Genomic DNA, 14236 nt, shown 5'->3' with positions numbered 1-14236 from the left:
AAATTTAAAATTTTAAAATAAATCGGAAATTGGCGTGAAGATTACCTTATTTAGGGTATTCATTCTAGCAAATTTTCATATTTTTTTGATCTAATCCGCCAAAATCTCCAGTGCTAGATCTAAAGATTCCAAAAAGCGCTCCAAATCTTCCATTTGGTTATAATGTGCAATTGATAAACGTAACGTCCCGGCTTGTTCAAGATAGCCCAAATAAGGTTTTGCACAATGTTCACCGCTACGTAAAGCGATCTTACGTTCCGTCATAATTGCCGCAATATCGGCATGATGAATCCTTTGAAATGCAAAGCTTATGGTAGAACAGCCCGGCTGAGAAAAAATTTGAATATTTTTATAATTTTTTAACCGCTTGTAAGTTTCTTTCGCTAAACATTCAACTGTTTGATTCAGTTCGTCGAAATTCCACTGCTCCAGCCACTCCAAAATTGCACCAAAACCAATAATACCGGCAATATTTGGCGTACCGGCTTCTAAGCGATAAGGCAAATCAGCAACAGAAAGTGTTGATTCGGATACATCACTCAGCATTTTACCACCGAAAAATAGCGGTCGAATTTGCTCTAAACTTTGCAATTTTCCGGTTAACACACCGACACCGGTCGGGCCATACATTTTATGTGCGGAAAAAGCATAAAAATCCGCATCCAGTTTTTGCACATCGACCTTTTCGCAACATACCGCTTGGGCACAATCCAATAAAATGTTTGCATTCGAATGTTGGCGAATGATTGGGATTAGCTGCTCAACCGGCTGGCGTACGCCAGTGAGATTTGAAACTAAATTCAAGGCAACAACTTTAGTTCTTTTAGAAATAGCCTGCTGTAAAGCGGTCGGATTTAGCTGAAAATTTGCATCTAATGGTAAAACGATCAATTTTGCTTGCTTACGCAGCGCTAATTGTTGCCACGGAATAAAATTCGCATGATGTTCAGCAACGGAAATAATGATTTCATCTCCTGCCTCCAGTAAATATTCCAATCCATACGCCACTAAATTAATTGCATGGGTGGTGCCGCTCGTCCAAATTACCGCATTGCGAGACTCGACATTAAAACGAGAGACAATGAGATCTCTCGCCCGTTCATAGGCTTGGCTTTGTGCGAGATCATATTGGCTACGATGTACCGAACCAGCCGAGGCATAAAATTCAGTAGTGCCATCAATTAATATTTGGGGTTTTAAGGTTGTTGCCGCCGAATCCAGATAGGTCCATTCGGCTTGCTGCTTAAAAAAAGGAAACTGAGATCTAAATGCTGTTATTTGTTGGATATCCATTAATGCAATGCCTCTCGATACAATTTATTACAAGGAATACCATCATGATTACCGTCCATGGTTTTAGAACCACATTGGTCGAAATAACGTTTCGCACTTTGGTAGTCACTAAAATCACTACAACGTAGTACTTTCTTACAATCTAATGTTTTATCTTTTACAAGCGGTCGTTTTTTCCAAAAATTTTGCCAATTCCAACCGGAATCCAAGCGTTTATCCGCACTATGTGCTTTACGCCACTCCGCAGGATTGATTGGCGATTTATCTTGCCATAATCCTTTCTGTGCTTGTTTTGCTTTTAGCATTGCCTGCTCATAAATCGGCTGCGTTTCACGGTATGCCCATGCCATACCTTTTTGGACTAATAATAAATTGATATTGCGTTCTTGCTCATCATAAACCACCGCTAATAAGCGTTGGTAACGATCGTAACCACTACTGTGTAGTGTCACTTGTTTTTTAAATACCAAATTTGCTAGCGCCTGTTTGGCTTTATTGCCATACGGCTGGGCGGACTCCGGCGCATCAATATATAACAAGCGCACTTTAAGCGGCTTACGTCTGTATAAGCAGGTCAGCGTATCACCGTCACTAATCCCTACGACTTTACAGCTGATTGAACTGTCGGAAGCCGCATAAATAGAGGGCGCAATTAAACTCAAAAATAGGAATAAAACTAAAGAATAAAGAACTTTCATACAAAATAAAAAAGTGTAGGTATTACCCTACACTTTAACAGATTTTCAATCACTCGGCGTAAATCTTATTTTAGTTCGCCATTTTTCAAGCGGAAGAAATAATTTTTGGTTTCTTCAATAATCACTTTGCGTAATGCAATTAAAGCGATCAGATTCGGGAATGCCATTAAACCGTTTACTATATCTGCAATCGTCCAAATCGTTTTTAATTGTAAGAACGGCGCAGAAGCAATTAATAAGATAAATAGTAAACGATAGAATTTAATTCCTTTAGTTTTACCATTAGTCAGATAAACAAAACAACGCTCACCGTAATAACACCAACCTAAAATCGTAGTAAATGCAAAGAAAATTAAACCAATCGTAACAACCACCGCACCGAATGAACTCTCTAAACCTTGGTTAAACGCAAGGTTGGTTAATTCAGCTCCTTCGGCTTCGCCCGTCCAAGCGCCGGTTAACACGATCACCAGACCGGTCATGGTACACACAATAATCGTATCTAAGAAAGTACCGGTCATTGAAATTAAGCCCTGATGCACCGGCTCTTTAGTTTGTGCCGCTGCAGCTGCAATAGGTGCCGAACCTAAACCCGATTCATTCGAGAAAATACCACGTGCAACCCCTAATTGAATCGCCTGCATCACAGTAAAGCCAAATGCACCGCCTAATGCGGCTTCCGGATTAAACGCCGCATGTACGATTAATACGATTGCATCCGGTACTTTTTCCGCATTCATAATTAATACGCTAACCGAAGCAATCACATAAGCCACCGCCATAAACGGCACCACAATCGATGCAATTTTAGAAATACGTTTTACCCCACCTAATACGATAGAGGTCACGACTAAAGTTAAGATAATTGAGCTAAATACGACCGGTACATCAAAGGTTGACTCCAATGAATGAGTAATACCGTTTACTTGTGGGAAAGTACCAATCCCTAATAAGGCAACTAATACGCCAAAAAATGCGAATGCTTTTGCCAGCCATTTCCAGTTTTTGCCCATCCCCATTTCGATATAATACATTGGGCCACCGGCAATAAAACCGTCTTTATCACGACCACGAAATTTAATCGCTAATAAGCCTTCCGCATATTTGGTCGCCATACCGAATAACGCAATCAACCACATCCAAAATAATGCCCCCGGCCCGCCCGAGTGAATAGCGGTTGCCACACCGACAATATTACCGGTACCGATTGTTGCAGCAAGTGCAGTAGAAAGTGCCGCAAAAGCAGAAATATCACCGGCTTGTCCTTCGCCTTTTTCAGGTTTGAACATATACACGAAAGCACGGCCTAACTGACAAAATTGAATACCTTTTAGTGCAAAAGTTAAATATAAACCAACACCGGAAAGTAGGATTAAAAGTGGGGCGCCCCAAATAAGGCTGTTAATAGTATTAAGAATATCATCAAATGACATGTGTGTAATTCCTCGTAATTATATGTTACAAGGAAAGAAAAGTAACAATAGAGATAAGCGGTAAAATCAATAAAATTTGACTAAAAATGACCGCTAGTTAGGTAGGTATCACTTTTCTCCCCTGTCCTTTTGCCTGAGCGTTTCATGCATTCGCACTTGCGCCTTCGGCGTCCATTTTCCATTTATATGGATTGGATCTCTCCAAGGGTTCGTCCAGTAACTGTCCTCGCTATCGCTAGCACCTGAAAGATTTTACCTCGTCGGTAGAGTTTTCACTCTTCTCCAGCTACCTTCATCCGAACAATTCTTCGTTAAAAAGAATGGGCAGATTTTAACGATTCTTTAAAAATCGTCAAGTAAAACCCTATAATTTTAATGCAATCGTTTGCTTTTTATTGATAGATTAAACAATATAAAGAAAAAGCCGTTCAATACATAATAAACAAGCGGTCGAATTTCCCTAAAATTTGCAAATTGCAAAAAATTTAAGAAATTCGACCGCTTGTATCAAAAGAGACTTAGTAAAATAGAATTAATGTTTAATTTCTTCTATATCGCCCAGTAATACCGCATATCGGCGAGAACTCGGATTCGATTCTAAAGCAATTTTCAGCGCCATTGTGAGCGGAACGGAAAGCAACATTCCGACCGTTCCCAATAACCATCCCCAGAAAAGTAAGGAAAGGAAAACAACCAATGTCGAAAGCCCTAGACGTTTTCCCATCATTTTGGGCTCCAATACGTTACCAAATAGCATATTAATTCCTACAACACCGGCTAATACAGCCAAACCAACAGAAAAACCATTTAATAACAACGCTTGTAATACAATAGGAATACCGGCTAAAAAAGAACCGATATTCGGAATATAATTTAATAAGAAAGCTAATACGCCCCATAATACAGCATATTGCACATTTAAGATCATTAATAAGATCCAAACAGATAGGCCGGTTAAAGCACTGATCACCGTTTTAATACCTAAATAGCCAATAACACCTTCTAGAACTTGATCAATATAATATTTCTCATTAGAAAGATCATTATCCGGACTCAACGCCAGCGCTAACTTATATTTAGCCATCGGTGATTCTAACAGCATAAAAATCACCACTAAAAATAAAACAAAAATATTAGATAACACACCTGAAAAACCTAATAACAAACGGCTAACTAAATTCATCACGGCACTAGGGTCAAATTTACTGAGAATATCTTCCTGACTAATGCTAATCGGTAATTGATATTCCTTAACTACAGCAAATATTGTTTGCAAACGTGCAGTCAGCAATAACTTATATTGTGGGATAGAACCGGTAAATTCCTGAATAGCATTGTTTACCATACCGGTTAAAAATAAGAAAACTAAGATAATTAGCCCTAATAATAAGCTAATCGCTATCCCTAAGGGGATACGACGTGTCGTCATAAATTTAATAATAGGCGAACAAATAATTGCAATAAATAGTGACAATAAAAACGGTACGACAATTTCTGCCGCTGCTTTAATCCCCGCTAAAATAATAATAATTGCGGCAGTGGCAACTAACGCTTTGGTCAGAGAGACTTGAGACTGTTCCATAATTCTCCAATACATAAAAAAACAAGCGGTCAAATTTTAACATTTTTTTACTATGAACGCTAAAATTCAACCGCTTATAACTGTGTTACTTATACTCTGAATGATATTTTTTCTTCATATCATCAAGTGCTTCAAGAGTTTGTTTTGCTTGAGCTAAATTTCCTACTTGAGCTTGTTGCTCCGCTTGCTTCGCAACATCAATCACTTGTTGCATTGCCACTTGATAACCGACAAAACGTTCTTGATCACCGTCCAGACTTGCCGGCATCGTCTCTTTTGCTTTTTCAGCTTGCTTTAAGAATGCCGAAACAGAAGTTTGAAACTGTTCCGTTGTTTCTGCGTCTTGCAACACATTTAGCTGTTTTTTCATTTGGAACATTTCCATCATTACGCCGTTTGAAAAAGCGAAACTTGAAAATGCTAAGCATGTTGCTACGAGTAACAATCTAAAGTTTTTCATAAATTTCCCACGAGTGAATTAAATACAGAAAGTCGCATTCTAATCTATCTATTGCTTGCTAGAAAGCGATATTTCTTGGAAAATAGACACTTTTACGCCTTCCCTCGCGGGAGGTACTGACTTGTTATCAGAAGAGAATAAACCTATGTCCGAATTAAAATACCCTAAACCTGAATTACTTTCGCCTGCCGGCACCTTAAAAAATATGCGTTACGCTTTTGCTTATGGCGCAGATGCCGTTTATGCAGGCCAACCGCGTTATAGCTTACGCGTACGTAACAATGAATTTAACCACGCTAACTTACAAATCGCGATTTATGAAGCGCATAGCTTAGGTAAAAAATTCTATGTGGTGGTGAATATTGCGCCACACAACTCAAAACTTAAAACATTTATCAAAGATCTGAAAGTCGTAGTGGATATGAAACCGGACGCATTGATCATGTCCGATCCCGGTTTAATTATGTTAGTGCGCGAAAACTTCCCGGAAATCGATATTCACCTTTCGGTACAAGCGAATGCGGTAAACTGGGCGACGGTAAAATTCTGGAAACAGATGGGGCTTACTCGTGTCATTCTTTCACGTGAATTATCATTGGAAGAAATCGAAGAAATCCGCCAGCAAGTGCCGGATATCGAGCTTGAAATCTTCGTACACGGCGCACTTTGTATGGCATATTCAGGTCGTTGCCTATTGTCCGGTTATATCAATAAACGTGATCCGAACCAAGGTACTTGTACTAACGCTTGCCGTTGGGAATACAAAATGGAAGAAGGCACAACCGATGAAGTCGGTAATATCGTGCCACAATCTGCCGTTCAACGTTATGAGCCGAAAATTGAAGTGAAAAATATTGCACCGACATTAGGCGAAGGTTCACATACGGATAAAGTATTCCTATACACCGAGCCAAACCGTCCGGACGAGCAAATGACTGCGTTTGAAGATGAACACGGTACTTACTTTATGAACTCCAAAGACTTACGTGCAGTACAACACGTAGAAAGATTAACCCAAATGGGCGTTCATTCACTTAAAATTGAAGGACGTACTAAGTCATTCTACTACTGCGCACGTACCGCTCAAGTTTACCGTAAAGCAATTGACGATGCAGCGGCAGGTAAACCGTTTGATGAATCACTAATGGATACCTTAGAATCACTCGCACACCGTGGTTATACCGAAGGTTTCTTACGCCGTCATACCCATGATGAATATCAAAACTACGAATATGGCTACTCAATTTCGGAACGCCAACAATTTGTCGGTGAATTCACCGGCAAACGTAATGCCGAAGGTATGGCGGAAGTTGCAGTAAAAAATAAATTCTTGGTAGGCGATTCGGTAGAAATGATGACGCCGAAAGGTAATATCGTATTTAAAATTGAACGTATGCTAAACCGTAAAAACGAACACGTGGAAGCAGGGCTTGGTGACGGACATTTTGTATTTTTAGACGTACCGGCGGATATTGATCTGGATTATGCTCTTTTAATGCGTAATCTTATAGATTCTAATACAAGAAATCCGCATAAAGCGTGATCAATCTCACAATTTTAGCAATATATTGTAAAGATTGAAAATTTATTATTGCAGTTATGAATTAAATTCATATAATTAGGAGTCAATACTCATAGAAGTATGACTCCATAATAAGTTTTACCCCTCCGGAATGAGGGGTTTTTTTATGCTTATTAGAAATTTACACGATTAAAGCGTCTTTTCTTTCCTTTCTTTCTCAATTTTTAAGTATAATATTTTCGTTAAATTTTTTATGTAGGACTCTTATGCTAACGCAAATTAAATATAATAAAAGCCAAATCTATTCGGGACTAATAGGCTTATTCTTTATTTTAATGCTTCAATTTAAATTCAGTTATAGTCTAATTCCGATCTTATTAGCATTATCCGGTATAGCGTTGCTCATACCCCACATAAAAAATAAATCCTATCATTTAGCAAAATCGGATAAATGGTTAATTACAACATTTGTCTGTTATTTCTTACTTTTCGTCTTATCGCTTATTGTACATAAAGGAAAAGGCAGCGAATTGGATCTTGCCGCACGAGCTTTATTATCATTACCGATTTTAGCGGTATTTTATAAAAATCAACTTAAACAGCGATGGATTGTCTATGCCATTTTAATTGCTGGTATCGGCGCCGGAATCACCAGTATGATTCAAGTGTTCGGTTTCGATTTCGTGAGACCGTTTCCTAAAATCATGCATATTCAAGCCGGCGATATTGCGATGTCGCTTGCGATGTTCTCGTTTTGTACATTATTTTATTTTTATACACAAAAACAGCGTCTTGCCATGTATTTCAGCTTAATTGCCGCTTTATTTGCGCTTATCGCTAGTTTTCTTACCACGGCTCGAGGAGCATGGATTGGTGTACCGTTCGTACTGTTCATTATCTTTTGGCTGAACCGTAAATCATTATCAAAATGGCTTATCTCAGGTGTATTATTCATTACGCTTGCCGGCGGCATTTTTACTAGTGAGACAATTCATAAACGTTACCTTGATGCACAAAGCGATATTACTGCTTATGTGGACGGCTCAAATAAAAGTACCTCGATTGGCGCACGTTTCGATATGTGGAAAAGTGCCGTTCTTGGTATTCAGGAAAAACCTATCTTCGGCTGGGGACTCCAAGGTGTGAAAGAAATGCGCAAACAGCATTTTTCTGAAGGAAAGATCTCTGAATATGCCGCAAGTTTTGGTCATGCGCATAATCAATATCTACATGATGCTTCAACCAGAGGCATCATAGGACTTATCTCATTACTTGCGACGTTATTCGTGCCGCTAACCCTATTCTGGAACAGATTAAAACAATCGGAATCCAATTCCCTTGCACATTTATGGGGCGTGTTGGGGATTACCCATATTTTATTGATGATGAGTTATTTTCTAACCCAAGCTTTTTTATCACATAACTCCGGTACTATGTTTTATTTTATTACAACTGTGATTTTCTTAGGCTTGCAAAAGGCTTCCTTAAATAAACCGCTTACGGAGACACAATAGTGTTGCGTTTTTTCTATACGATTTTAAGTTACATTATTCAACCATTAATATTATTAATGATGTGGAATCGTGGGCGTAAGCAACCGGCATATCGCCGCCGCTTATGGGAACGCTATGCTTATTATAATAACGATAAACAACCGAATGAAAACGGCATTATTGTACATGCAGCATCGGTTGGAGAAGTGATTGCCGCCACCCCCTTGATTAAGGCAATTCAAGGTAAATATCCTACGCTACCGATCACCGTCACGACTGTAACGCCTACCGGATCGGCTCGTGTTCTTGCAGCTTTTGGTAATAGCGTAACACACTTTTATTTACCTTATGATCTGCCCGATGCGATGGTCCGCTTTTTGGATTTTATAAAACCAAAGTTGATTATTGTGATTGAAACCGAATTATGGCCGAATTTAATTCATCAATCGCATAAAAGAGGCATTTCATTTGTGATTGCCAATGCTCGTCTTTCGCCTTGTTCAGCGAAAAGATACGGTTGGATAAAATCCGGTTTAACAAATATGTTAAATGAAATCGATTTAATTATGGCGCAAGATGCAGTAAGTGCAGTGCGCTATCTGGCTCTAGGATTCCACGATAAGCACCTCATTAATACTGGAAATCTAAAATTTGATTTAGAAATAACCGATGAATTGCGTAATAAAGTCGAGTTTACTAAGCAGGAACTCGAGCTAAATCAACGTCCGGTTTGGATTGCCGGAAGTACTCACGAAGGCGAAGAAAAAATGTTGCTTGATGCACATAAGCAACTATTAACACGTTGGCCTGAGTTAGTCTTAATTCTTGTACCTCGTCATCCAGAACGTTTTGACAGTGTCGAAGATTTACTGATTAAATCTGAACTAAATTACACCAAGCGCACAGATAAATTACCTTTAAAAGCAAACACTCAGGTGTTATTAGGTGATACGATGGGTGAAATGATGACATTGTACGGCTTAGCTAAAATTGCCTTTGTCGGTGGTAGTTTGGTAAAGCACGGCGGACATAATCCATTAGAACCTATAGCTTTTGCACTCCCAGTTATATCCGGTGTACATACGTTTAATTTTCCGGAAATTTTTGAAAAATTACGTTACGTTCAAGGTGTTGTTGAAGTAAAAAGTGATGAACACGATTTAGCACAAGCAGTCAACTTTCTACTCGAACACCAAAATGCCCGCCAAGCGATTAGCCAAGCAGGCTTTAGCGTGTTACAAGAAAATCAAGGTGCGTTAAAACGCCATATGCAACTACTTTCGCCTTATTTAGAGAAATAAATATGAGTTATACCGTTATCTATGCCGGCACTTTTGATCCGATTACCAATGGGCATTTAGATATTATTGAACGTGTGGCAAAATTATTTGGCCGTGTGATTGTCGCTGTGGCTAAGAATCCCAGTAAGCAGCCGCTCTTCTCACTAGAAGAGCGAACCTTATTAGTACAACAAAGTTGTGCACATCTTAACAATGTACAAGCAATCGGATTTAGCGGATTGCTTGCAGATTTTGCCGTACGACATCAGGCAAAAGCATTAGTTCGAGGTATACGTGGAAGCGATGATATTGAATATGAAATTCAATTAGCACAACTGAATGAAAAATTGGAAGAAGGTTTAGAGACGATTTTTCTTCCGCCAGCCGTGCAATGGCGTTATCTCTCTTCAACCATAGTACGAGAAATTTATCGCCACCAAGGAGATGTCGCACAATTTGTACCGCCATTCGTGCTAAACGCATTAAAAGAGAAGGAATAAATATGAGTAAACTAGACAGTCAAAATTTGATTTGGATTGACTTGGAAATGACCGGTTTAGATCCGGAAAAAGAACGTATTATTGAAATTGCCACTATTGTAACGGATAAAGATTTAAACATTTTAGCCGAAGGCCCGGTCTTAACCGTACATCAATCGGATGAATTACTGAATAAGATGAGTGATTGGTGTATCAAAACACATACGGAAAACGGTTTAATCGAACGTGTTAAGCAAAGTAAGCTGACTGAAAGAGCGGCTGAACTACAAACGCTCGATTTTCTCAAACGATGGGTGCCAAAAGGAGCTTCACCGATTTGTGGTAACAGTGTGCCGCAAGATAAGCGATTCTTATGCAAATATATGCCAGATCTTGCCGACTATTTCCATTATCGCCATCTAGACGTTAGTACGCTCAAAGAACTCGCTCGCCGTTGGAAGCCGGAAATGCTTAACCAATTTACCAAGAAAAATACGCATTTAGCTTTAGATGATATTCAAGAATCTATTGAAGAATTAAAATTTTATCGTACACATTTCATCAAATTAGATTAAAATGCGCTCTTTTTCAGCAAAATTGAAAAATTGGCTTGCAAATTCATATTTTTAAACGATATGAACTTGCATTCTAAAAAGAAATTCGTATAATTCCAAGCGTTCCATACTTCTATGAAACGTCTCATGCGGGAATAGCTCAGTTGGTAGAGCACGACCTTGCCAAGGTCGGGGTCGCGAGTTCGAGCCTCGTTTCCCGCTCCATTTTCTCTCCGAATTTTCTTCCAAATTTTTAATTTTTTATTTCTTAATTAACATAATTAACCTTGTAAGTACTTATTACGGAAATGTTAGATTCAATCACTTTTCACTTTCCAACAGAGCAACAAATGTTGAAATTTGGCCAGGTATTGGCAAAGCATATGCAAGCCTATTTAGGCAAATCTCCTCAGCATGCATTAGTCATTTATTTAAACGGTGAACTAGGTGCAGGAAAAACGGCATTAACACGCAGTATTGTGCGTGAATTTGGTCATATTGGAAATGTCAAAAGTCCAACTTACACGTTAGTGGAAGAATATCAACTTCCGCCTTATGCCATTTACCATTTTGATCTCTATCGTTTAAGTGATCCTGAAGAGTTGGAATTTATGGGCATCCGTGATTATTTCCGTCCACAAACGGCTTGTTTATTAGAATGGGCTAGCCGTGGTAAAGGAATGATTCCCGAAGCAGATATCATTATCCAAATTGATTATGCCGAAGAAGGACGCAATATTACATTGCTGCCGCAAACTTCAGTGGGTACACAACTTTTAGTAAATTTTAATCTAAATTAAACCGCTTAATTGAAAGGAATAAGATGAACAAGTTAGTAAATTATATTGCTGTTAGTTTATTTGGCTTATTTTTTAGTCTTAGCAGTTATGCTAAAACCGTTGTTGTGATTGATGCAGGCCACGGTGGTAAAGACCCTGGTGCAATTGGTGGCACACTCGGTGTAAAAGAAAAAAACGTTACCTTAGCGATTTCAAAAGAATTAAAAGCGTTACTGGATTCAAATCCGAAATTTAAAGCGGTAATGACTCGCAAAAGCGACTATTTTATTCAGCTTCCGGAGCGTACTGAAATTGCGCGTAAAAATAAAGCAAACTTACTCGTCTCAATTCACGCGGACTCATCGCCTAAATCGAATAGTTTAAAGGGAGCTTCTGTTTGGGTGCTTTCAAACCGCCGTGCAAGTGACGAAATGGGTAAATGGCTTGAAGATCATGAAAAGCAATCGGAATTACTCGGTGGTGCTGGTTCTGTTCTTTCGAATACCAATGAAAAATACTTAAACCAAACTGTGTTAGATCTGCAATTTTCGCACTCACAACGTTCCGGCTATGAATTGGGCAAAACAATATTATCACATTTAGGCAATGTCACTTCTCTTGCCAAACCTGTACCACAACACGCAAGCTTAAGCGTTTTACGTTCCCCTGACATTACCTCTATTTTGGTGGAAACCGGCTTTTTATCAAATCCGGTGGAAGAGCAAAAACTTGCCACTCCAGCATACTGCCGAAAAATTGCTCAAGCGATTTACAACGGTTTAGTCGCTTACATTTCACGTCATTCCGGCAATACGAAAGCGGTATACAAAGAGGTAAAAGAGACTCCGGCAGATACTGATAAGAACGCTGCTAAAGAAAAGAAAACTGATCGTCTTTCAGAGAAATCATCTAAAAAAGAGAATTCGGACAAAGTGTTAAAAACGAACAAAAATGATAACTCGAAAACGAAAGTGGAAGAAAAATTAACTAACGACAACAAGAAAAATAGTAAAGATAAAGAGTCAAATTTAACAAAACGAGAACCACAAAAATCTAGTAACGGTTATCATATCGTGCAACAAGATGAAACGCTCTACTCAATTGCCCGTGTTTATAATACGACACCGGAAAAATTGAGTAATCTGAATAACATCAAAAATAATAAGATTACCGTGGGTAAAAAGCTCAAAGTACAATAGCCAAAAGCGTAGTAGCAAGACCGAGCGGTTAAATTTGTAAAAAAATTTGCAAATTTAACCGCTTATTTTTTATTTTGAGAAAAACAAAACCCTCACTATTTTCAGTGAGGGTTTTGCTAGATTACTCGAATATCAGTAAAAATTAGCCCATACCGTATTTTTTCAATTTTTTACGTAATGTACCACGATTAATGCCTAACATTGTTGCCGCACGAGTTTGGTTACCACGTGTATATTGCATTACCATATCTAACATTGGGTGTTCAATTTCAGATAATACTAATTCGTATAATTCTGTTGGATCTTCACCGTTTAATTGAGATAAGTAATTTTTTAATGCTGCTTTTACATTGTCGCGAAGTGGTTTATTCACTTGTTGAGCTTGAGCATTTAACATTGATACAGTTAATGGGTTTTGTGTAGGTTGTTGTTCTAACATTGTCCTCTATCCAACTAAATAAGGATTCTAACGAATCAATTTCACAAAATCTTCCAATGCCAAGAGTTGCTCTTTTGTAGATTCCAATGCATTGAAAGTACGCTTAAAATTCGAGCTTGGCATAAACTGTTCTACATACCAACCAACATGTTTACGTGCAATTCGATAACCTTTCTCCTCACCATAAAACAGGTGAAGGTCTTCAATATGCTTCAACATCAGTTCGCATTTTTCATCAAGTGATGAGTTTGAAGAACGTCCATTCTCTAAAAAATCTTTAACTTCACTAAATAACCAAGGGCGACCAAAACTGCCCCTACCGATCATAACCGCATCTGCTTTGGTGTAATCTAGAACATATTTTGCCTTCTCTGCGGAAGTTACATCACCATTAGCAATAATCGGAATAGAAACTGCTTGTTTAACTGCTTTAATGCTTTCATATTCAGCTTCACCATTGAATAAACAATCACGAGTACGACCATGAATCGTTAAAGCGGAGATACCTGCTTTCTCAGCAATTTTCGCAATCTCCAAACAATTTCTATTTTCTTGATCCCAACCTGTTCTAATTTTTAATGTTACAGGCACATCAACAGCATTTACAACTGCATCTAAAATTTGAGCAACGAGTTCCGGTTCACGTAAAAGTGCAGAGCCTGCCATCTTTTTGCTTACCTTTTTCGCCGGACAGCCCATATTGATATCAATAATCTCTGCCCCATACTCGACATTTACTTTTGCAGCCGCCGCCATCTCTCGTGGATCAGCCCCGGCAATTTGTACGGCATTCACACCAATCTCTTCATGATGCGCAAGCCTCAGGCGAGATTTTTCGGTATGCCATACATCAGGGTTGGTGGACATCATCTCCGAAAATGTTAAACCCGCTCCAAGTTGACTACACAAACGGCGAAATGGTTGATCAGTAATACCTGCCATTGGTGCAAGGAAAATACGGCTTTTAAATTCATACTGTCCTATTTGCATCTTACCTTCACCATAAGTGATTAAATTAAAGCGAT

The 14236-nt window shown here is 38.7% G+C and carries 14 protein-coding genes, 1 tRNA gene and 1 riboswitch; of the genes, 8 read left to right on the top strand and 7 right to left on the bottom strand.

What is annotated here, in order from left to right:
* Positions 1-90: 90 nt before the first annotated feature.
* The 5 genes from C228_RS0110950 to C228_RS0110930 form a co-directional block, all read right to left on the bottom strand.
* A complete protein-coding gene (locus C228_RS0110950) occupies positions 91-1293 on the bottom strand; it encodes an aminotransferase class V-fold PLP-dependent enzyme (RefSeq protein WP_018652663.1) in 1203 nt (400 codons plus the stop codon).
* Complete coding sequence (locus tag C228_RS0110945; RefSeq protein ID WP_018652662.1) at positions 1293-1991, bottom strand: thermonuclease family protein; 699 nt, start codon at positions 1989-1991, stop codon at positions 1293-1295. Before C228_RS0110945 ends, C228_RS0110950 begins: the two co-directional genes overlap by 1 nt.
* 65 nt (positions 1992-2056) lie before the next feature.
* Positions 2057-3424, bottom strand: a complete 1368-nt coding sequence (locus tag C228_RS0110940; protein ID WP_018652661.1) for an alanine/glycine:cation symporter family protein — start codon at positions 3422-3424, stop codon at positions 2057-2059.
* 111 nt (positions 3425-3535) lie between these two features.
* Positions 3536-3639: riboswitch (glycine riboswitch) on the bottom strand.
* A gap of 317 nt (positions 3640-3956) precedes the next feature.
* Positions 3957-5006: an AI-2E family transporter gene (locus C228_RS0110935; RefSeq protein ID WP_018652660.1), complete on the bottom strand. Its 1050-nt coding sequence runs from the start codon at positions 5004-5006 to the stop codon at positions 3957-3959.
* Between the two features lie 85 nt (positions 5007-5091).
* Entirely contained in the window at positions 5092-5466 is a 375-nt protein-coding gene (locus C228_RS0110930; RefSeq protein ID WP_018652659.1) for a cytochrome b562, read from the bottom strand.
* A gap of 145 nt (positions 5467-5611) precedes the next feature.
* Here C228_RS0110930 and trhP point away from each other — a divergent pair, with 145 nt between their 5' ends.
* The 8 genes from trhP (at position 5612) to C228_RS0110890 (ending at position 12772) form a co-directional block, all read left to right on the top strand.
* Positions 5612-7009 (top strand): prephenate-dependent tRNA uridine(34) hydroxylase TrhP, encoded by a 1398-nt coding sequence (gene trhP / locus C228_RS0110925; protein ID WP_018652658.1) that lies wholly within the window; start codon positions 5612-5614, stop codon positions 7007-7009.
* A gap of 245 nt (positions 7010-7254) precedes the next feature.
* Positions 7255-8502 (top strand): O-antigen ligase family protein, encoded by a 1248-nt coding sequence (locus C228_RS0110920; protein WP_018652657.1) that lies wholly within the window; start codon positions 7255-7257, stop codon positions 8500-8502.
* Positions 8502-9782 carry a lipid IV(A) 3-deoxy-D-manno-octulosonic acid transferase gene (gene waaA, locus C228_RS0110915; protein WP_018652656.1) on the top strand — a complete coding sequence of 427 codons (1281 nt, stop codon included), beginning with the start codon at positions 8502-8504 and terminating at the stop codon, positions 9780-9782. Before C228_RS0110920 ends, waaA begins: the two co-directional genes overlap by 1 nt.
* Before the next feature lie 2 nt (positions 9783-9784).
* On the top strand, positions 9785-10261 hold the full coding sequence (gene coaD / locus C228_RS0110910) for a pantetheine-phosphate adenylyltransferase (protein WP_018652655.1): 477 nt from the start codon (positions 9785-9787) through the stop codon (positions 10259-10261).
* Between the two features lie 2 nt (positions 10262-10263).
* Complete coding sequence (gene orn / locus C228_RS0110905; RefSeq protein WP_018652654.1) at positions 10264-10815, top strand: oligoribonuclease; 552 nt, start codon at positions 10264-10266, stop codon at positions 10813-10815.
* A 128-nt stretch (positions 10816-10943) separates the two neighbouring features.
* Positions 10944-11019, top strand: a tRNA-Gly gene (locus C228_RS0110900).
* Positions 11020-11102: 83 nt separating this feature from the next.
* Complete coding sequence (tsaE, locus tag C228_RS0110895; protein WP_018652652.1) at positions 11103-11594, top strand: tRNA (adenosine(37)-N6)-threonylcarbamoyltransferase complex ATPase subunit type 1 TsaE; 492 nt, start codon at positions 11103-11105, stop codon at positions 11592-11594.
* 23 nt (positions 11595-11617) lie between these two features.
* Positions 11618-12772 carry an N-acetylmuramoyl-L-alanine amidase family protein gene (locus C228_RS0110890; RefSeq protein ID WP_018652651.1) on the top strand — a complete coding sequence of 385 codons (1155 nt, stop codon included), beginning with the start codon at positions 11618-11620 and terminating at the stop codon, positions 12770-12772.
* A 142-nt stretch (positions 12773-12914) separates the two neighbouring features.
* On the opposite strand, the gene fis is transcribed toward C228_RS0110890, so the two are convergent.
* Together fis and dusB are read right to left on the bottom strand one after the other, a co-directional pair.
* Complete coding sequence (gene fis / locus C228_RS0110885; RefSeq protein WP_005623949.1) at positions 12915-13211, bottom strand: DNA-binding transcriptional regulator Fis; 297 nt, start codon at positions 13209-13211, stop codon at positions 12915-12917.
* A gap of 27 nt (positions 13212-13238) precedes the next feature.
* Entirely contained in the window at positions 13239-14201 is a 963-nt protein-coding gene (dusB, locus tag C228_RS0110880; RefSeq protein WP_018652650.1) for a tRNA dihydrouridine synthase DusB, read from the bottom strand.
* Positions 14202-14236: the final 35 nt, after the last annotated feature.

This window comes from Actinobacillus capsulatus DSM 19761 (genome assembly GCF_000374285.1).
Classification (GTDB): domain Bacteria; phylum Pseudomonadota; class Gammaproteobacteria; order Enterobacterales; family Pasteurellaceae; genus Actinobacillus; species Actinobacillus capsulatus.
The sequence above is the reverse complement of the archived record's forward strand: the minus strand, read 5'-3'. Positions and strand labels throughout refer to the sequence as shown.

Bases quoted from the DNA above. Each gene is read 5' to 3' on its own strand.
- coaD (WP_018652655.1), top strand. From the start codon at position 9,785: ATGAGTTATACCGTTATCTATGCCGGCACTTTTGATCCGATTACCAAT.
- C228_RS0110945 (WP_018652662.1), bottom strand. From the start codon at position 1,991: ATGAAAGTTCTTTATTCTTTAGTTTTATTCCTATTTTTGAGTTTAATT.
- tsaE (WP_018652652.1), top strand. From the start codon at position 11,103: ATGTTAGATTCAATCACTTTTCACTTTCCAACAGAGCAACAAATGTTG.
- C228_RS0110950 (WP_018652663.1), bottom strand. From the start codon at position 1,293: ATGGATATCCAACAAATAACAGCATTTAGATCTCAGTTTCCTTTTTTT.
- dusB (WP_018652650.1), bottom strand. From the start codon at position 14,201: ATGCAAATAGGACAGTATGAATTTAAAAGCCGTATTTTCCTTGCACCA.
- C228_RS0110935 (WP_018652660.1), bottom strand. From the start codon at position 5,006: ATGGAACAGTCTCAAGTCTCTCTGACCAAAGCGTTAGTTGCCACTGCC.
- C228_RS0110920 (WP_018652657.1), top strand. From the start codon at position 7,255: ATGCTAACGCAAATTAAATATAATAAAAGCCAAATCTATTCGGGACTA.
- C228_RS0110930 (WP_018652659.1), bottom strand. From the start codon at position 5,466: ATGAAAAACTTTAGATTGTTACTCGTAGCAACATGCTTAGCATTTTCA.
- orn (WP_018652654.1), top strand. From the start codon at position 10,264: ATGAGTAAACTAGACAGTCAAAATTTGATTTGGATTGACTTGGAAATG.
- C228_RS0110940 (WP_018652661.1), bottom strand. From the start codon at position 3,424: ATGTCATTTGATGATATTCTTAATACTATTAACAGCCTTATTTGGGGC.
- fis (WP_005623949.1), bottom strand. From the start codon at position 13,211: ATGTTAGAACAACAACCTACACAAAACCCATTAACTGTATCAATGTTA.
- trhP (WP_018652658.1), top strand. From the start codon at position 5,612: ATGTCCGAATTAAAATACCCTAAACCTGAATTACTTTCGCCTGCCGGC.
- C228_RS0110890 (WP_018652651.1), top strand. From the start codon at position 11,618: ATGAACAAGTTAGTAAATTATATTGCTGTTAGTTTATTTGGCTTATTT.